The 17,070-nt window shown below is 58.0% G+C and carries 19 protein-coding genes; 15 read left to right on the plus strand and 4 right to left on the minus strand.

Annotation, left to right across the window (positions count from 1 at the left end):
• Positions 1-8: 8 nt before the first annotated feature.
• Positions 9-1,058, minus strand: coding sequence for a LacI family DNA-binding transcriptional regulator (locus tag SGN16_RS10850; protein ID WP_335943989.1), 1,050 nt, complete (start codon positions 1,056-1,058; stop codon positions 9-11).
• Positions 1,059-1,220: 162 nt separating this feature from the next.
• Between SGN16_RS10850 and SGN16_RS10855 the strand changes: the two genes are divergently transcribed.
• The 4 genes from SGN16_RS10855 to SGN16_RS10870 are packed head-to-tail and all read left to right on the plus strand — an operon-like array spanning position 1,221 to position 4,755.
• A complete protein-coding gene (locus SGN16_RS10855; protein WP_335943990.1) occupies positions 1,221-2,309 on the plus strand; it encodes a fatty acid desaturase family protein in 1,089 nt (362 codons plus the stop codon).
• Between the two features lie 36 nt (positions 2,310-2,345).
• Positions 2,346-2,666, plus strand: a complete 321-nt coding sequence (locus SGN16_RS10860; protein WP_109755288.1) for a MocE family 2Fe-2S type ferredoxin — start codon at positions 2,346-2,348, stop codon at positions 2,664-2,666.
• A gap of 9 nt (positions 2,667-2,675) precedes the next feature.
• Positions 2,676-3,917: an FAD-dependent oxidoreductase gene (locus SGN16_RS10865; protein WP_335943991.1), complete on the plus strand. Its 1,242-nt coding sequence runs from the start codon at positions 2,676-2,678 to the stop codon at positions 3,915-3,917.
• A 1-nt stretch (position 3,918) separates the two neighbouring features.
• The gene (locus tag SGN16_RS10870) at positions 3,919-4,755 is read left to right on the plus strand and encodes a sugar phosphate isomerase/epimerase (RefSeq protein ID WP_335943992.1); all 837 of its coding nucleotides are present in this window, start codon (positions 3,919-3,921) and stop codon (positions 4,753-4,755) included.
• Positions 4,756-5,316: 561 nt separating this feature from the next.
• Here SGN16_RS10870 and SGN16_RS10875 read toward each other — a convergent pair.
• Positions 5,317-6,039 (minus strand): hypothetical protein, encoded by a 723-nt coding sequence (locus SGN16_RS10875; protein WP_335943993.1) that lies wholly within the window; start codon positions 6,037-6,039, stop codon positions 5,317-5,319.
• Between the two features lie 403 nt (positions 6,040-6,442).
• Between SGN16_RS10875 and SGN16_RS10880 the strand changes: the two genes are divergently transcribed.
• The 3 genes from SGN16_RS10880 (at position 6,443) to SGN16_RS10890 (ending at position 8,824) form a co-directional block, all read left to right on the plus strand.
• On the plus strand, positions 6,443-7,141 hold the full coding sequence (locus SGN16_RS10880) for a pirin family protein (RefSeq protein WP_335943994.1): 699 nt from the start codon (positions 6,443-6,445) through the stop codon (positions 7,139-7,141).
• A 132-nt stretch (positions 7,142-7,273) separates the two neighbouring features.
• Positions 7,274-7,873: an NAD(P)H:quinone oxidoreductase gene (wrbA, locus tag SGN16_RS10885; protein ID WP_134926609.1), complete on the plus strand. Its 600-nt coding sequence runs from the start codon at positions 7,274-7,276 to the stop codon at positions 7,871-7,873.
• Positions 7,874-8,515: 642 nt separating this feature from the next.
• The gene (locus SGN16_RS10890; RefSeq protein ID WP_335944284.1) at positions 8,516-8,824 is read left to right on the plus strand and encodes a hypothetical protein; all 309 of its coding nucleotides are present in this window, start codon (positions 8,516-8,518) and stop codon (positions 8,822-8,824) included.
• A 112-nt stretch (positions 8,825-8,936) separates the two neighbouring features.
• On the opposite strand, the gene SGN16_RS10895 is transcribed toward SGN16_RS10890, so the two are convergent.
• Positions 8,937-10,145, minus strand: a complete 1,209-nt coding sequence (locus tag SGN16_RS10895; protein WP_335943995.1) for a multidrug effflux MFS transporter — start codon at positions 10,143-10,145, stop codon at positions 8,937-8,939.
• Positions 10,146-10,388: 243 nt separating this feature from the next.
• Between SGN16_RS10895 and SGN16_RS10900 the strand changes: the two genes are divergently transcribed.
• Together SGN16_RS10900 and SGN16_RS10905 are read left to right on the plus strand one after the other, a co-directional pair.
• Positions 10,389-10,940 carry a cytochrome b gene (locus tag SGN16_RS10900; RefSeq protein ID WP_335943996.1) on the plus strand — a complete coding sequence of 184 codons (552 nt, stop codon included), beginning with the start codon at positions 10,389-10,391 and terminating at the stop codon, positions 10,938-10,940.
• Between the two features lie 26 nt (positions 10,941-10,966).
• The gene (locus tag SGN16_RS10905; protein ID WP_335943997.1) at positions 10,967-11,356 is read left to right on the plus strand and encodes a nuclear transport factor 2 family protein; all 390 of its coding nucleotides are present in this window, start codon (positions 10,967-10,969) and stop codon (positions 11,354-11,356) included.
• Positions 11,357-11,515: 159 nt separating this feature from the next.
• Here SGN16_RS10905 and SGN16_RS10910 read toward each other — a convergent pair whose 3' ends face one another.
• A complete protein-coding gene (locus tag SGN16_RS10910; protein ID WP_335943998.1) occupies positions 11,516-12,430 on the minus strand; it encodes a LysR family transcriptional regulator in 915 nt (304 codons plus the stop codon).
• A gap of 118 nt (positions 12,431-12,548) precedes the next feature.
• On the opposite strand from SGN16_RS10910, the gene SGN16_RS10915 reads away from it, so the two are divergent.
• The 6 genes from SGN16_RS10915 to SGN16_RS10940 all read left to right on the plus strand — a co-directional run bounded on the left by SGN16_RS10915 (position 12,549) and on the right by SGN16_RS10940 (position 17,005).
• The gene (locus SGN16_RS10915; protein ID WP_335943999.1) at positions 12,549-13,091 is read left to right on the plus strand and encodes a cytochrome b; all 543 of its coding nucleotides are present in this window, start codon (positions 12,549-12,551) and stop codon (positions 13,089-13,091) included.
• A gap of 9 nt (positions 13,092-13,100) precedes the next feature.
• Entirely contained in the window at positions 13,101-13,658 is a 558-nt protein-coding gene (locus SGN16_RS10920) for a YceI family protein (RefSeq protein ID WP_335944000.1), read from the plus strand.
• 41 nt (positions 13,659-13,699) lie between these two features.
• Positions 13,700-14,278 (plus strand): YceI family protein, encoded by a 579-nt coding sequence (locus tag SGN16_RS10925; protein ID WP_335944001.1) that lies wholly within the window; start codon positions 13,700-13,702, stop codon positions 14,276-14,278.
• Between the two features lie 104 nt (positions 14,279-14,382).
• Positions 14,383-15,312 (plus strand): LysR family transcriptional regulator, encoded by a 930-nt coding sequence (locus SGN16_RS10930; RefSeq protein ID WP_335944002.1) that lies wholly within the window; start codon positions 14,383-14,385, stop codon positions 15,310-15,312.
• 147 nt (positions 15,313-15,459) lie between these two features.
• Complete coding sequence (locus tag SGN16_RS10935; protein ID WP_335944003.1) at positions 15,460-15,951, plus strand: hydroxyquinol 1,2-dioxygenase; 492 nt, start codon at positions 15,460-15,462, stop codon at positions 15,949-15,951.
• Positions 15,952-15,982: 31 nt separating this feature from the next.
• Positions 15,983-17,005, plus strand: a complete 1,023-nt coding sequence (locus SGN16_RS10940; RefSeq protein ID WP_335944004.1) for a hydroxyquinol 1,2-dioxygenase — start codon at positions 15,983-15,985, stop codon at positions 17,003-17,005.
• Positions 17,006-17,070 lie beyond the last annotated feature (65 nt).

Genomic DNA, 17,070 nt, shown 5'->3' on the forward strand with positions numbered 1-17,070 from the left:
CCAGCTCATCAGCTTTGGGAGTTCTCCGATGTCACAATCTGCAGCGGAATATGCACCCGGTGACGCACAGGATCGAACTGCTCCGCAGTCTGCAATTCCACCAGTAGATCCACCAGTGCCGTTGCAGTCTGGCGCGGCTGAGAGTCGATCACCACATCGACCAAACCCTGGGCCAGGGCTTGGCGTGACAGCTCGGTGGACTCCTGCAAAATGCAGCACAGCGCCGGGCGCTTGGGCAGTTGCGCCAGGGCGTTGATGATCCCGTCGCCACCGCCGCCTACCACGCACAGCCCGCGCAAATCGTCATGCCGAACCAGGAGGTCGAGGGTTGCTTCTTCGGTGATGTCGCAGTTGTCCAGATTGATCAGCGGCTCCAGCGGGCGCAGCCCAGGTGCGTGTTCGGCCAAGTAACTGTGCAAGCCTTCGACCCGCGCCTGGTGGCCAAGAAAGCGATGACCTCCGAGCAGAATGCCGATGCTGCCTTTGCGCGCGCCACAGGTGCGGGCCAGCAACCACCCCATCGTGCGCCCGACTACCTGATTGTCTTGGCCGACATAGGGCTCGGCCGCTGCCTCATGAATGCCTGACAGCAGTGCCACCACGGGCACGCCGGCCTCGCGAATCTGGGCAAGGGCGGCGTTGATCTGCGGGTGGGCGAAGCTGACCACCGCCAGGCCGTCGCACTGCACCGCCAACTGTTCGATCTGGGCAACGATGGCGCTGGGGGTGCGATCAAAAACGTATTCGAATTGGCAGGTCAGGTTGGCCCCGGCCTGGCGCTGCGCGGCCTGAGTGATGGCTTGGGCCAGGTTGGCGTAGAACGCCTGGGCGGTGCCCAGCAGCAGGATGCCGAAACGGTACGTGGGACGGCGTTCGAGAATGCGCTGGCCGATCAGCCGCGCAGCAAAATAACCCACGGCTTCGGCGGCCTGAAGCACCTGTTCGGCAGTGGCTGGATTAACCGGGGCGCGAGCATTGAGCACGCGGTCGACGGTGGCGACACTTAACCTTGCGTGTTCGGCGACCGTGGCGATGGTGGGGCGTTTATTGTTATTCATGATGAGCCTTCAAAGCGTCTTGATAGAAAACTATCAAGCCCTGCAGGACCTGGATGATAGCTTGATAGGGAATGTATTCAAGACCTTGAGGGTAGCTCCCACGCTCTCTATATTTTTTTACGCAAAGCACCTGACCTCTCACGCTTGCGGAGAACAATAACAATGCCTCAAGACAACACAGCCTCTCCCCGGGACTATCGCCTGAGCGGCCCTGAAGCCGCCCGCGCGGCCGAAAAAGGTCTTGTATCGGCCAGTTGGCACCAGTCGCCCATTTCCCGTCAACGCATGAAGCAACTGATGCAGCGCCGCGACGGCCCGGCCTTGCTCGACACCGCCATCTGGCTGCTGACCCTGGTGGTCACCGGCTTCGGCGGCTACTGGTTCTGGGGCACTTGGGCTTGTGTGCCGTTTTTCCTTGCGTATGGAGTTTTGTACGCCACCGCCTCTAACCCGCGCTGGCATGAAGCCGGTCACGGCACCGCCTTCAAGACCCGCTGGATGAATGATGCGCTCTACCAGGTGGCGAGCTTCATGTGCATGTTCGAGCCCCATGTGTGGCGCTGGAGCCATGCCCGGCACCATACCGACACCATCGTCGTCGGCCGCGATCCGGAAATCGTCGAACCGCGTCCACCGAGCTTGTTCATGATGCTGCTGAGCCTGTTCCAGATCCCGTTGCTGCTGAAGACGATGGGAGGCCTGTGCCGGCACGCGGTTGGCAAAATGGATGCCCAGGAACAGACGTTCATCCCTGAGTCCGAATGGTCCAAGGTGTTCCTGGCGGCCCGTATCTGGCTCGTGATTTACGCCGTTGTCTTTGGCGCGGCGCTTTACCTGCACAGCTGGTTGCCGCTGATGTATATCGGCCTGCCCATCCTGTATGGCGGCTGGTTGTCCTACCTGTTTGGCCTCACCCAACATGTGGGCCTGGCGGAAGACGTGCTGGACCACCGCAGCAACTGCCGCACCATCTATATGAACCGGGTGCTGCGCTTTCTGTACATGAACATGAATTATCACCTTGAGCACCACATGTACCCGATGGTGCCGTACCACGCCCTGGCGCAACTCCATGAAGAGATCCGCCACGACTGCCCGCCGCCTTACGCCAACATAGGCGAGGCCTTCAAGGAAATCATTCCGACCCTCTTGAAGCAGCGTAAGGACCCGACGTATTTCGTGCGACGCCCCGTCGGTAGCTCAAGGCCTGTCACCGACGCTCATCCACAGGCTGAAGCCACGCTGGGCTGACACCTTCCGGCTGTATCCCGAACAAGAGAAAACGCCATGAACGATCAATGGATCGATGTATGCGCCGTGGGCGAAATCAATGAAGAAGACGTTATTCGTTTCGACCACGGTCCGCATACCTATGCCATCTACCGCTCTGCTGACAACGAGTTTTTCGCCACTGCTGGCCTGTGTACTCACGAGTCGATCCACCTGGCTGACGGCCTGGTGATGGACCACGTCATCGAGTGCCCCAAGCACAACGGGCGCTTTGACTATCGCAACGGCAAAGCCTTGGGGGCGCCAGTGTGCGTCAATCTCAAGACCTATCCGGTACGGGTCGACGCGGGACGGGTTCTGCTCGCCATTTCGGCTTGACCGCCAGGAGTGCACGCCATGAATGCTCCACTGATTATCGTCGGCGCCGGCCATGCCGGTGGCCGCGCGGCGCTGACCTTGCGCGAGCAGGGTTATACCGGTCGGCTGATCCTGATCGGCGATGAACTCCATCGGCCGTACGAGCGTCCTGCGCTGTCCAAGGGCTTGCTGCAGGGCACGATGGACCTGGACGATTGCAGCCTGTGGGGGGAGAGCCGGCTCACGGAACTGAACATCGACCACTTGGCGGGCAACCCGGTAAAAAGTCTGGATCCGCAGCACCACCGCCTGCAATTGACCGACGGACGTTGGCTGTCCTACAGCCGATTACTGCTGGCGACCGGAGGCAGAGCGCGTCGCTTGCCCCAGGTGCCTGAATCTCTGGCCAACGTGCTTTACCTGCGCACCCATGACGAAGCCCTGGCCCTGCGCAGCGCATTGAGGCCCGGCACGCGCCTGGTGATTGTCGGCGGTGGCTTTATCGGCCTCGAAGTCGCGGCAACGGCCCGAACCCTGGGCTGTCAGGTGACGTTGCTGGAAGCCGGGCCACGACTGGCCGGGCGAGTCTTGCCTGAAGCCGTATCCCAGGCCTTGTTGGAGTTGCATCGGCAACAGGGCGTGGACGTGCGGCTGAACGTAGCGCTTGAAATTGTACAAGGCATCGAACGCGCTGAGGCGGTGCAACTGGTGGACGGCCAGGTGCTGCCCTGTGACTGGGTGGTGGTCGGTATCGGCATGCAACCCAACATCGAATTGGCCGCGGCGGGGGGGCTTGAGGTGGGCCAGGGAATTCGAGTCGATGCCCAGTTGCGCACCAGCGCGCCAGACATCTTTGCCGCCGGCGATGTGTGTGAGTTTCGCCTGCACGCCGACGCGTTATTCCAGCGCCAGGAAACCTGGCGCAATGCCGAGACCCAGGGCCGTCACGCGGCATTGAATCTGTTGGGCGGCGAGTTGCCGTTCGAGGGGGTTCCCGGCTTCTGGTCTGATCAGTACGACTGGGGCTTGCAGACGGTGGGCATGATCTCACCGACACCACCTTCGGCCATTCGCGCCCTGGCAGACGGTGGTCTGCTGCTGTTCTACCTGGACACCGAGCAGCGTTTGCAAGGCGCCTGCGGTTGGGGGCAGGGCAACAGCGTTGCCAAGGACATCAAGTTGTGTGAACGGCTGATTGCCAACTTGACCCCACTCTCTGTGGACGCATTGGCCGACGCCGATGTGTCGCTCAAACATCTGCTAAGGCCATGACATGCGTGAATTCCTGGTATTCCAGTCCCTGTGGGCCATGCAAGATCACCGTGGTCAATGCGATCTTTCCCTCGAGGCGCAGGTGGAGAAGATTGCCGCTGCTGGCTTCGATGGGATCACCGACCATTTCTGGATCGCGCCACAGGCCGAACGTCTGCATGCCGCTGCCAAGGCGCAAGGCCTGCAAATCGAAGGTCAACTGTTTCCCCGCACCGTGAGTGACTTGGCGCAAGCGCTTGAGGTTGCCTCCCGCTACGGCTGCCATCACCTCACGCTGCAAGCCGACGTCCGGCTGCGCACGCTGGCACAGGCGATCACACTGATCGAAGGCTGGCAGCGTCTGGCCGAGCAGGTGGACTTTCCGATCCTGCTGGAAACCCACCGCTATCGTCTCACCAGTGACCTGTTGTTCACCCTCGACTTGCTTGCGCAGATGCCCGACCTCAAATTGTTGGCTGACTTGTCCCATTACGTTGTGAGCCGCGAACTGCCTGAGTCGGCCACTGCCGAAGACGACGAACAGATTCACACCATCTTGCGACACAGTTGGGGTTTTCACGGGCGGGTCGCTAATAGTGAGCAGGTCCAGGTGCCCTTGACCTTCGCCCAGCATCGCCCTTGGTTGGACCGGTTTTTGGGCTGGTGGCGTTACGGAATCAAGGACTGGCTGGCGCGACCGGACACACCCGCGAGCCTGTCCTTCACTTGCGAGCTTGGCCCGCCACCCTATGCGATCACGGGGAGTGATGGGCGCGATATAACGGATCGCTGGGGCGAGGCGCTGATGCTGAAGGAACTGATGCGTGGTGTTTGGGGTGAGTGTCAGGCGGGGCGCTGATCATAATGCATGATGGTTGTGATGCTCTGTATACGTGGATAAAACCAGAGAGGTCCAGATTGGAAAACCGTTGTTGGGGTGTTTCAAATCCCATAGTCCGAAGCCGCCTCTTATTGACCCTTGATACACCTCAAAAACAAGTCCGGGATTAAGTCTTTTCCTGCTTCGGCAAGAAAAGAAACCCCTTGGATTTCAATGGGTCGGACACCAGATAAGAGTCTCGTTTCCCGCTCCAGGATTCAGAAAAAAGCCACTCGGATGAGTAGCTTTTTTTTGTGCCCTGTCTCGTCCTAAAACGTTTTTATGCAGCCTCGGCCAGAAGCGGATGTTCCGAGGACTTGGCAGACCTTCCTTGAGGCTTGGAGGCATCTACGAAGCCAGGGGCGATGCGGTCTTGGGGGGAATCCATATGTGCACTGGGGCAAGTTTTGAAGGCCGGAGGCACAAAGATCCAAATTGATACAACCCGCTAACTAGCGGAAGTCAGTGTCAATCTTTGGTTTCCCATCAAGCGGATCCGCCGCGCGCTGTGAAGTAGCGTGAGTTCCAAGAACTTGCCAGTCAAACCGTCACGTCGACGTTATTGGCGCCTACGGACATCTGGGTGACTGTTTCATGCGTCATCCGCTCGCCCTTGCTCCACAACTGGGAGGAGAAGAAGCCGTTCAGGGTCTCAGCGTTTGGGGTTGTTCCTTTTTTAAGGAATAGAGCACCCAGATCGATGGTGTTGGCGAAGTTGTCCTTGTTCAGAATGTACCCACCCGTAAAGTTGCCACCCCACGTAGCGTCGGCGGCCACCAGGGCGATGGAGGCGTCGCGGTAGCTGCTCGCTGCCGATTTCAATTCACTGGAAGCATTCAACCGCTCGTTCAGCCGATCCATGTCGGAAGCGCTGAGCTGGTGTGAACTGTCGAGAACCTTGAGGCTGCCATCCGCTTCGATGGTGAAGCCAAATTTCTTGTCGGCGAGATCCGGATCGGTGTGAGCCAACGCTGATTGGAACTCTTCGAAAGAGAGTTTCAGCGATTGATGGGCGCTTTTGTGCCTCTCGGCAATTTGCGGGTAATCCGGCGACTGGGTGCGCGCGATCATGCTCTCGATCGATTCCGTTTCCGGGCTCGGCGCGGGGGCTTCATTGATCGGATGGTAAATTGCCGCCGGATTGATGTTGACCGTGGTTTTCAGCAAGTCTTCACTGAGGGATTTGGTGGTCAATGGCTGGCTGGTTTGGCTCAGCTGAGCGGCTGATGGCCGGATAAATATGGAATTGATTGAAAGGGTCATGTCGTCATTCCTTGAACGTCTGAATTAGCAGGGTATCGACGGCCTATGAAAAAACATGAGGGTGGAAGGGAAGGTCCAGACGGCAGTCCAAATCGTTGAACAGCCTGAACAGGGCTGGGAATGTGAAAACACTGTTGCTGATCAGCAAACAGCGAAGCTTAGATCGTCCTGTACGACAACACCTCATTCTTGAGCGGTTGGCCCCCAACCCTTGGCTGTTGCGCTTATCTCATTGAAGGAGCGCGCGACGGTTTGTGTGATTGTTGCTGGGCTATCGAATAGTCTATTTGATGCCTGGCAACTATCGACAGATTGGTTGTTGATGCGTGATTTTTTGCGCTTTTTTGATCGGTTATCCCGGCTCACCATATGGCTCATCAACCAGCTACACGTGGAGATGACCATGATTGAAGTACGCCCTTTTGCCCAGCTCGGCGGCGCGAACCACGGATGGCTAAACGCTAAACACCACTTCTCGTTTGCGTCCTACTACGACAGCAAACGGATGAACTGGGGGCAGATGCGAGTCTGGAACGACGACACCATCCAGCCTCACACCGGCTTTGCCACTCACCCCCACCAGGACATGGAGATCATTACCTATGTCCGCCAGGGCGCGATTTCGCACCAGGACAGCCTGGGCAATAAAGGTCGCACTGTCGCAGGTGATGTGCAGGTCATGAGTGCCGGCACCGGTATCCGTCACAGTGAGTACAACCATGAGGATGAGGTGACCAAGATCTTCCAGATCTGGATCCTTCCTGAGCAGACCGGTCTGCCTCCGTCATGGGGAACCCGTCCGTTCCCTCGTGGTGAAAACGCAGGTGAATTCGTCACCCTGGCCAGTGGGCTGAAAGGTGATGACGAAGCGCTGCCGATCCGTGCGAAGGCACGTTTGGTAGCGGCTACGTTGGATGAGGGTCATGAAGCCAAATACGAAATCGCACCTGGTCGTAAGGCCTATCTGGTGGTCGCCAAGGGGGCGATCGAAGTCAACGGTTTTCCGATGAAGACGGGCGATGGCGCGGCCATCCAGAGCGAGAAACTGCTCAGCGTCAAAGGCATTGAGCAGGCTGAAGTCGTACTGGTCGACGTGGCTTGAAGATCAGGCGGTCTCGCCGTTGAGGCTGCCGTCCGTTTGAAACGAAGAGGTACCAACATGGGTTGGCTCAACAGCATCGCCCGATTTTTCAGTGGCGATGAAAACAACACTCCACGCGAAGAGGAAGTAAAAATGGCAAAAGTACTGGTGCTGTACCATTCGATGTATGGTCATATCGAGACCATGGCGCATAAAGTCGCTGAGGGCGCTCGCAAGGTTCCAGGCGTCGAAGTGACGGTCAAGCGTGTACCGGAAACCATGGATCCTGAGGCGTTCAAAGCCGCACATGGCAAGGTCGACCAGCAGGCCCCAGTTGCCAGCCCTTCGGAGCTGGGCGACTACGATGCAATCATCTTCGGCACTCCGACCCGTTTCGGCAACATGTCCGGCCAGATGCGCAACTTCCTTGATCAAACCGGTGGTCTTTGGGCTAAAGGCGCGTTGGTCGGAAAAGTTGCGAGCGTATTCACCTCCACCGGTACTGGCGGTGGGCAGGAGATGACCATTACTTCCACTTGGACGACGCTAGCGCACCACGGCATGATCATCGTGCCGATCGGCTACAGCACGCCGGCGCTGTTCGACATCTCGCAGGTTGGTGGCGGTACCCCATACGGTGCCTCGACCATCGCAGGTGGTGATGGCTCCCGCCAACCGGATGACCGTGAACTGGGCATCGCTGAGCATCAGGGCGAATACGTCGCGAAGTTCGTGGCGAAGCTGGTCGGTTAAGCAGTCCCGCGAGCGCTCGAAATCCCCACGGTAGTCAAGCTGGAAATCCGTTCGAGCGCTCGCATCTCTTCCTGCCACTGCCTCCGTTCAGTGTCACCAATGGCGAACCTCTATCCGACCGTTTTTCAAAGGAATGACGCGTTGAGGTGGGCGGTACTATCTAGGCTTGCCGCTCAAAAGCGCTGCCGCGAAATAGCAGCGGCTAGCTTGGAAGCAACCCCAAATATCCAGGTTGCCCCAGCGCGAACAATTGTCGCCAGCGGAAGGTTTGAAACCTGTTGCACGGTTGAATGCACTGATTGGTCACCTGTCGCCAGGTTTGGCGGCCGTTGGAGACCGCAGGCGGTCGTGTCTCAGGCGCACCTCTGTTCCGGGCATGTGCCGTTCATGCTCACCGCCACGAGCAAGCACGTCTTTTCAATGTGCCGCTGAATGGCTACCGGGGCACGCTGGGATGTTCCTGCTTCGCATTTCAGGGCTGCAATCAGCACAAGTGGCCGCGCCCGTCGCCGCTTGTGCTGTTGATGGCGGGACGTTCATGCTCAGCAAAATGACGATGACCGATGAGCAGCGCAAGTCCCTCATCTGGAGTACTTCAGGGCTTTCGATAACGGCGGTGTTCGTCCCGGTGGAGGGAGCATCCTGGAACTCTTTGCCCCTGACGCTCAGGTGTACTTCCCTGAGTGGGGTATCGCCACAGGGCATACGCAAATCGAGAAGATGTTTTCTGACCTCGGGGCGCGCCTTGTGAACATCACCCACGACTACGCTCATTTCAATTGGGTGTTCTCTGGGAGCGATACCGTGGTAGTTGAGGGAGCCAGTCATGGCGAACATGTGGATGGGGCCTGGTTTGCGGGCAACCCAGACTGGGGCGCGGGTTTCTGGTGTGATGTCTTCGAAGTCAGGGGACTGGTTGATAACGCGCTGCTACATCTACCTGGATCCTGACCATGGCAGCGCGGACGCATCGCGCTACCCGTGGCTATCTTTCCGCCATAGCAAAGCTTGGAGCCGGTAAGCGGGAGCGCGGATCATTGTGAGCCGCGCCTTTAAGGCTTGCTCAGTAGGCGTGCTGGTCGTGAGGCTGGTGATGAGAGAGGCGCCGGTAGCCCAGTACGAAAATGACCAGGCCCAGCAAGGCACTGCCCGCCATGACACCCGCCATCGCATTGGCCGAATGGCCATCGTAGAAGTGGCCCACCAGGAAACTGGCTGCAGCGCCACCCGCCATTTGCAAGGCACGTAGGAGCGCGGCGCCGCTGCCAGCGATCTGGCCCAGCTCGTCCAGCGCCACATGGGTCGCATTCGGCATGACCAGGCCGGTGCAGACGTTGCTCGCCACGACCAAGGCGGCAAACACGATCACGTTGGCCGAGCCGACACTGGCGAGCAGCAGTCCAGCGCTGCAGAGGAGGCTGATGCTCAGGCTGGCCCCAATCACCTTGGACTCGCTCCAGCCCGCCTTGATGAGGCGCGTGTTGACCCAAGAGCCTATCAGCGTACCCAACGCGGTCACCGCGAATAGGACGGCAAAGCCTTGGCTGCTCATGGCCATACCCTCCATGAACACCAGCGGCGAGGCGGTGATGTAGGCAAACATGCCGGAAAAATTCAGGGCCAGGATGGGCGCCGCGATCGCGAAGCGCTTGTTGCGCAAGACCTTGGCGTAGGCGGGGAGCAGAGGATGGTTGCTGCGCGCCGACGACGGATGTGATTCCTTCAGACGCAGTCCCGCCCAGATCAGTATCAACCCGGCAAGCGCCAACGCAGCGTAGATGTCGCGCCAGTTGCCGATGAGCAAAATGGCTGCCCCGATCAGAGGGGCGACCAAAGGAGCAACGTTGTTAATGGCCACCAGGGCATTCTGCATGGCGCGGCCCTCACGCCCAGTGTAAGCATCGCGCACGATTGCAACAGGCATTACCGCTGCCGCGCCTGCGGCAGCGCCTTGGATAACCCGCGCGATCAGCAGCATTTCGATGTTCTGCGCGACAGCACAGGCGATCCCGGCCAGGGTAAAGACTGCGAGGCCACCGAGCATCACGGGCCGCCTGCCGATGCGGTCGGAGAGGGGGCCGAACAGCAGCGGGCCCAGCACGAAACCCAAAATGAAGAGGCCGATTGCTTGTGCCGCCAGCGCTGAAGTGCTGCCCAAGGCCGCGCCCACCGAACTGATGGCAGGCAACGCCATGTCGATGGACAGGGGAGGGAGCGCAGTCGCGGCGCCAAGCAACAGGAGGTTTGATGAAGTGGTGCGAGCGGTGGTCATGGCAACGCGACTCCAGCAGAAGACTGCGGACTGTACCCTGATTGAGCTTCATGAATTTAACCAAAAAACACCGCAAACAGATCAGGTAAATCGATCAATAAGCTTCTTGTCTAGACATGCTGCATTGATAGCAAGCTAACAGTTCAATTTTATCAATTGGTTTGAGTGAAAAATCGCCATTTTTTTGATTGGCTGGCGTGGCCAATAATTAGCCATCCAAAAAATCCGAAACAGGGGTATGTGATGGCCAAAGTGGGAAGCTACACCGCGACGGCAAAGTGGTTGCATTGGGGCATGGCGTTGATCTGGGTTGCCGCCTGGTGCATAGGGATCCTGGCCACGCACTGGCGTGACGAACTCAATGCTCATCACGAGCTGACGTTCTTGCACAAGGCAATGGCGAGCACGCTGCTGTTCCTGGTGGTTGGCCGGATTGCCTGGCGTCTTACTCATCCGGCGCCGGCTTTGCCTGACACCATGAGTCCGTTGATGAAGCGTGGTGCCTTTGTGGGGCACCTCTTGCTGTACTCCGTGGCGCTGCTGGCACTTCCTGTCTCGGGTTGGTACTGGAGCTCGGTTGCTGACAAACCGATCCTGGTCGCAGGGCTCTTTGTGCTGCCACCGCTGGTCGATCCAGACCAGAGCCTGTACGACCTGGCCAAAGTGATCCATACCTATGCGGCCTGGCTTTGCGGTGCATTGGTTGGTGGTCATGTCCTGGTCGCGCTCAAGCACCATTTTATCGAGAAGGACGAAGTACTTGCGGGCATGCTCCCAGTGCGCGGCGCCCGTTGATCCCACGAAAGAAGAGGAGCGTCAACATGCTGGACGGGAAAGAGCCAGGCGCGGAACAGATCATTCGCAGCTTGGAGAAACAGCGGTTTCAGGCGGTCGTTGATGGTGACTTCAATCAGTTCGCAGCGCTGGCGCACCCAGAACTTGCTTATGTGCATTCGAGCGGTACGGTCGACACTGTGGAGAGCTACTTGAAGAAGTGCCACAGCGGCTACTACGTGTACAAATCCATCGATCACCCGATTGACGAAATCCGCGTGTACGGTGAATCCGTGCTCGTCATCGGCGAAATGAACGCTGAGATGATCATCAACGGTGAGGCTCGTTCGTTGCGCAACAAGAGCCTTGCAGTCTGGGTCAAACTCGAAGGTCATTGGAAGTTGGCCGCTTACCAGGCCACGCCGATCATGGCTTAATCTTCGGCGGCGTCCGATCAGTACGCCGCTGCCTACCTTCCTTTTTCAAAGCTCTGGCAGACTTCACTCCTCGGTTGCTGCGTGGCTACCAGGGTCGACAGGCATGCCGCGCTGTGGATGCTTCCAAGATAAGAGCATTCCTCTTCTTGCTAAACAATCTTAACCAGCCGAGGCATTCAGCGCCGGGGTGATTTTTCCAATCTGCTCCGACAGGTATTCCAGCAGAACGCGCACCCTCAGCGGGACGTAGCGGTTGCTGGGCAGCACCGCATAAATCCCTAAAGGCGAGGGCTCGAAGGCCTGAAGTACGACCTTGAGGTCCTCTTTCAGGATGTGTGGCGCGACGATGAAGTCCGGAAGCAGGGTGATGCCCAGGCCTTTCAACGCTGCCTGCGCCATGGCATCACCATTGTTCGCCTGCATGACGAAGGTGGGGTAGAACCGCTCTGGCTTGCCATCCACGGAATACGCCCACGGACGATTGTTCACTTGAGGGGAATATCCCAGGCACGCATGACGGCTCAGGTCGACCGGGTGCTCGGGGGCGCCGTGCTTAAGCAGGTAGGAGGGCGAGGCGACGGTGAGCAAGCGCGCCTCGCCGAGCTTGCGAACGATCAGGATGGGATCGAGGTAGCTCGTGATCCGGATCGAGAGGTCGATGCCTTCTTCCGCCAGGTTGACCGTCCGATCGCTGAAGTCCAGGGCGAGACGGATGTCCGGGTACTCACGTCGAAAGTCCATTAGCAGCGGCACCAAGGTGCTCAGACCGAAGCTCAGTGGCAAGCTGATGCGCAGACGTCCACTGGGTGTGTGGCGCTCTTCCATGACCCCAGATTCTGCCTCTTCCAGTAATGACAGAATCTCCCGACATTTCTCCAGGTAAGCCTGGCCCGCAGAAGTCAGCGAGACGTGCCGCGTCGTGCGCACCAGGAGCTTGGCACCTAGGAATTTCTCAAGGTTGGCGACTTGACGGGTGACCATGGAACGCGCAATGCCGAGCTGCGAAGCCGCAGCGGAAAAACTTCCGAGCTCGGCAACTCGGGCAAAGACATTCATGGCTTCAATGCGGTTCATTGTTTACTCCGGAGTGAACAGATATTTCCATATTGTATACTTTTTAGCATCAATGATTGGCGGTAGAGTGGCTCCTAAATCGACAGCTGTAAAGCCAGCTGGAAAGAGAGCCTATACCGTGAACACTCACTACACGAAAACCGCTAAAGCCTTGCACTGGACTATTGCCGTAATGATATTCGGTTTGATCGGTCTAGGCTTTTATATGCATAACCTGCCTATTTCGCCTTCGAAGTTGAAGTTGTACTCGTGGCATAAATGGGCGGGTATCAGCGTGTTTGTGTTGGCTCTGATTCGCGTCTTATGGCGCTTGAACCATAACGCACCGGGACTGCCTTCGACCATGGCCGCAGCCCAGCGGGCAGCCGCTCACTTGGGACACCTGGCCCTGTATGCGTTGATGTTTGCGATACCGATTTCGGGATGGATGATGAGTTCGGCCAAGGGGTTCCAAACCGTGTGGTTCGGTTTACTTCCGCTTCCGGATCTGGTGAGCCGAGACAAAGTGCTGGGTGATCAACTGTTAGCGCTTCACCAGTGGTTGAACATCACCCTTATTGCTCTGCTGGCTGTTCATATTCTAGCGGCACTGAAACATCACATCATTGATCGTGACGACATTCTTAAGCGGATGCTGCCTCGTTTCAATGTTCATCTTTAAGAGAACACTATGAAAACGCTTGCACTTGCCTTTGCACTTCTGAGTGCAGGCACAACCTCCGTATGGGCTGTTGAATACAACACGTTCCAGCCGGACAAGAGCAGCATCGAATTCGCCTACGAACAGATGGGCGTCTCGATGGATGGTCACTTCAAGAAGATCGATGGCCAGGTCAGTTTTGACCCTGCCAAACCGGAAAGCGCGAAGGCGAGTTTGGATGTCGACCTTGCCAGCGTAGATACCGGTTCGCCTGAGAACGACGATGAGGTGGTCGGCAAGACCTGGTTCAACACCGCGTCGTTCCCCAAAGGCCATTTCGAACTGACTGGCCTGACGCCCAAGGGCGGAAACAACTACGACGTCGCCGGCAAGCTGAGCATCAAGGGGGTCAGCAAAGACATCGTCGCCCCGGCCACTTTCACAGAACAAGACAGCTCCGGTGTCTTCGAAGGCACCTTTGTCCTCAAGCGCGGCGATTATGCGATTGGGGAAGGCGAGTGGTCATCGTTCGACGTCGTCGCCAATGACATCAAGGTCAAGGTGCGCATCACCGCGACCGCTAAATGATACCCAACAATCCACCTCAACCGAATTCGAGGAATTACACTGTGAAATCCCTGACCACTGCCTTGCTGATCGCTGGCGCCGCTTCGGTATCCGCCACTGCAGCCATGGCCGCACCGGAAACCTTCGTCATCGACAACTCGCACACCTTCGAGCGTTTCTCGTACAGCCACTTCGGCATGTCGACTCAACTGAGCAAGTTCAACAAGACCACCGGTACCGTGATCATCGACAAGGCTGCGAAAACTGCCAAGGTTGACATCACCATCGACACCACCTCGGTCGACACCGGTTTCGACGTGTTCAACGGCCACATTCAGGGCCCTGAGTTCCTGGACACCGCCAAGTATCCAACCGCCGCTTTCAAGGGTGACAAGGTACGCTTCGAAGGCGACAAGCCTGTCGCGCTGGACGGCGAGTTGACCATCAAGGGCGTGACGAAGCCGGTCACCCTGAAGATCACCAACTACGTCGCCATGCCGCACCCGCTGCTCAAGAAAGACGCCATCGGTGCTGACGCAGAAGTGGTCGTCAAGCGTAGCGACTTCGGTGCGAGCAAGTATGTGCCTTACGTAGGCGACGACGTGACCATCACCGTCTCGCTGGAAGCTGTGAAGAAGTAATCCTTGGGCCTTGACTGGCCCGAGTTACTCCCACGTCAGCTAGACTCGTAGACGGTCTAGCTGGCGTTGCTGCATTCATAAAAATAAAAGCATGGAGGTGTCCAATGGATCGCCTACTGAGCATTGAGGCATTTGTTCGTGTCGCCGAGACCGGCAATTTCGCCCGTGCTGCGCAGCAGCTTGGTGTGACCCGCTCCGTGGTGACGCACCGTATTCAGCAGCTGGAAGCGTTCATCAAAGCTCCGCTGTTTCACCGCAGTACTCGCCATGTCCGGTTGTCCGAGATTGGTGAAAATTACTACCGCGAATGCGCGGACATGGTTGCAGGGTTCAATTCCCTGACCGAGCAGATGCGCGATCAGCGCGCCAAGCCCGTCGGCAAGCTTCGGGTGCAGATGCTGCCTGGATTTGCCATCAACCATTTCGGCACTTTGCTCGCGGAATTCACGACGCTATATCCCGATATCGAAGTTGACGTCATCGTCAATGACCGCGTCGTAGACCCGATCGAGGAGGGGTTTGATGTCGCCTTCCAGATGTTCCCGCCCCAAGCCGAAACGCTCATCGAGCGAAAGCTATTCAGTGTCCGCAGGCTGTTTCTCGCCACGCCTGCCTATCTCGACGTACATGGCGTGCCGGAGCGCCCTGAAGATTTGCTGAACCATCGTATCGCGCTCTATGAGGGGTATCCGACCCGCAACCGATGGCATTTCCACCACAGCACTGGCGTTATCGAGCTGAGCTTGCCTGGCCATATACGCTCAAACTCCGTGCACTTGCTTCGCGACTACGCGCTGACGGGGGAGGCATTGGTCTGCCTGCCGACCCTGGTGGCAAGTCCTGAGCTGCAAAGTGGCAGGATGGTGCCGTTGCTTACCGACTATCCGCTCGCCTCTTTTAACTTCTCTGCTGTCTTTCCCGCAACCCAGCGTAACGCACTCAAGGTGCGGACGTTGCTCGATTTTTTGCTCGAGCGGATGGCCGATGAACCGTTCTGGGACAAGCCTTTGCTGGAGCGCGGCTGGATTCGATAGGCATTCGCCTGTGTCAGGCCGTCGGCTTGTTTCGTTGCCTCAGTTGTTTGTGTTTCGCAAACACTGAGGTCGGTGGATGTGGGATTGTTGGTGATCCTCATGGGATTTACCTTGAACTCACTAATACAACAACAAAGGTAATCCGACATGACTGCTGCCTATCGCACTGTCTTCGGTTCTCTGGCGAACTACCGCAAGGGCACCATCGAACTCGTCAAAGGTGACGCCCGTCATTACGCTTTCTCCAATGTCTTCGAGGTCGCCGATAAGTCGGCCCCGTACGAGAAAGTCATCGTTGGCCTGAACCTGGGCTACGTGATCGAGGTGCTTCGCGCAGAGGGCCGTTCGGCCTGGTACACCTGTGCGCATGATGAGTTTGCCATCTGCATGGACGGCGACGTGCGCATCGACTTTCTCAAGCTCGATCAGCCCTTTGCGGGCGGCGACGGCACCCAGCTCGCTGGCGATGAGCCAAAAGGGCGCCCCATGGGTTACGTCGTTCTGCGCCGTGGTCACCAGGCATTGCTGCCTGCCGGCTGCGCCTACCGTTTCGAAAGTCCACGCCCTGGCGTGATTCTCCTGCAGACCATTCAAGGCCCTCTCTCCGTAGAGAAATGGGCAGAAATCTGCCTGAAGTAAATCGACTTGCAACGTATAAGGAGACCGCAACATGGCCATGCTTGAGACTGTCGAACTCGATTCCACACTGCCTCTGCTCGAAGAGGTGGATGCCAGTGCGCCGGACGCTATCACCGGATATCGCACTTTCCGCCTTGGCGCGTTCACCATTTCCCGCGACGAGTATTTCGCTCGTGTCGAGTGGCCGGCCAAAGGTCAAACTCGCTCGCATCTGATCCCTGCAGATGCCTTCCTCCGTGCGCTGATGCGTGATGTCGCCTGGGGCTTCTTCTACGGCTGGGTCAATTTCGACTCTGTGATCGGTACCCACAACCACTACGGCAAGGTCGACTTGTACGCTGGCACCTTTAACGGTGTACTGCGCGATGCTGGGGTCGACTACATCGAACAGTTCCAAACGCCGAAGATCATGGCGACCTTCAAGGCCATCCTGCGCGACTGGACAAACGAAGGCTTCGATCCGTTTGCCGCGCCCGAGGAAACCGGTAGCGCGTTCGGTCGTAAGCGTGGCGACAACATCGAGGCTATCGAGCGCTTCCGCATCGCCACCAAGCGTATGCCTGGTCTGCCGGGCGATTCGCCGTTGCGCAATGACCTGCCGGTTAACCGCCAGTTTGAAGATGTCGTTCAGGATGAGCCAGAAATGCACGTCGCCGCCGGCTTCGAAGGCGAGCTGCATGCCATCAACCTGTTCAAGTACCTGTCGCGTTCTGACGTGACCTGGAACCCATCGGTCAGCTCGGTGTGCAAGGCCAGCTTGTTCTGTCCGACCACCGAGGAATACATCCTGCCGGTCTTCCACGGTAATGATCGCGTTGAGTGGTTCTTGCAGATGTCGGACGAGATTATCTGGGATGTGGGTGACAAAGACGATGGTACTCCTCGCGCTCGGTTGACCATGCGAGCCGGCGACATCGCCGCCATGCCTGCCGACATACGTCATCAGGGCTACTCCACCAAGCGATCGATGCTGCTGGTGTGGGAGAACGCCACCCCGAACCTGCCTCAGCGCTACGAGAGCGGCGAACTCAAGCCGTATCCCGTCGACTTCTGATCATCCGTTCCACCGAACCTTTTGAACCACGCCGCAGGCGATGCGGCGTAGGGAGAGTCATTGCC

Source organism: Pseudomonas sp. G166 (assembly GCF_037027455.2).
In the GTDB taxonomy this organism is placed as follows: domain Bacteria; phylum Pseudomonadota; class Gammaproteobacteria; order Pseudomonadales; family Pseudomonadaceae; genus Aquipseudomonas.

Bases quoted from the DNA above. Each gene is read 5' to 3' on its own strand.
- SGN16_RS10850 (WP_335943989.1), bottom strand. From the start codon at position 1,058: ATGAATAACAATAAACGCCCCACCATCGCCACGGTCGCCGAACACGCA.
- SGN16_RS10855 (WP_335943990.1), top strand. From the start codon at position 1,221: ATGCCTCAAGACAACACAGCCTCTCCCCGGGACTATCGCCTGAGCGGC.
- SGN16_RS10860 (WP_109755288.1), top strand. From the start codon at position 2,346: ATGAACGATCAATGGATCGATGTATGCGCCGTGGGCGAAATCAATGAA.
- SGN16_RS10870 (WP_335943992.1), top strand. From the start codon at position 3,919: ATGCGTGAATTCCTGGTATTCCAGTCCCTGTGGGCCATGCAAGATCAC.
- SGN16_RS10875 (WP_335943993.1), bottom strand. From the start codon at position 6,039: ATGACCCTTTCAATCAATTCCATATTTATCCGGCCATCAGCCGCTCAG.
- SGN16_RS10880 (WP_335943994.1), top strand. From the start codon at position 6,443: ATGATTGAAGTACGCCCTTTTGCCCAGCTCGGCGGCGCGAACCACGGA.
- wrbA (WP_134926609.1), top strand. From the start codon at position 7,274: ATGGCAAAAGTACTGGTGCTGTACCATTCGATGTATGGTCATATCGAG.
- SGN16_RS10895 (WP_335943995.1), bottom strand. From the start codon at position 10,145: ATGACCACCGCTCGCACCACTTCATCAAACCTCCTGTTGCTTGGCGCC.
- SGN16_RS10900 (WP_335943996.1), top strand. From the start codon at position 10,389: ATGGCCAAAGTGGGAAGCTACACCGCGACGGCAAAGTGGTTGCATTGG.
- SGN16_RS10905 (WP_335943997.1), top strand. From the start codon at position 10,967: ATGCTGGACGGGAAAGAGCCAGGCGCGGAACAGATCATTCGCAGCTTG.
- SGN16_RS10910 (WP_335943998.1), bottom strand. From the start codon at position 12,430: ATGAACCGCATTGAAGCCATGAATGTCTTTGCCCGAGTTGCCGAGCTC.
- SGN16_RS10920 (WP_335944000.1), top strand. From the start codon at position 13,101: ATGAAAACGCTTGCACTTGCCTTTGCACTTCTGAGTGCAGGCACAACC.
- SGN16_RS10930 (WP_335944002.1), top strand. From the start codon at position 14,383: ATGGATCGCCTACTGAGCATTGAGGCATTTGTTCGTGTCGCCGAGACC.
- SGN16_RS10935 (WP_335944003.1), top strand. From the start codon at position 15,460: ATGACTGCTGCCTATCGCACTGTCTTCGGTTCTCTGGCGAACTACCGC.
- SGN16_RS10940 (WP_335944004.1), top strand. From the start codon at position 15,983: ATGGCCATGCTTGAGACTGTCGAACTCGATTCCACACTGCCTCTGCTC.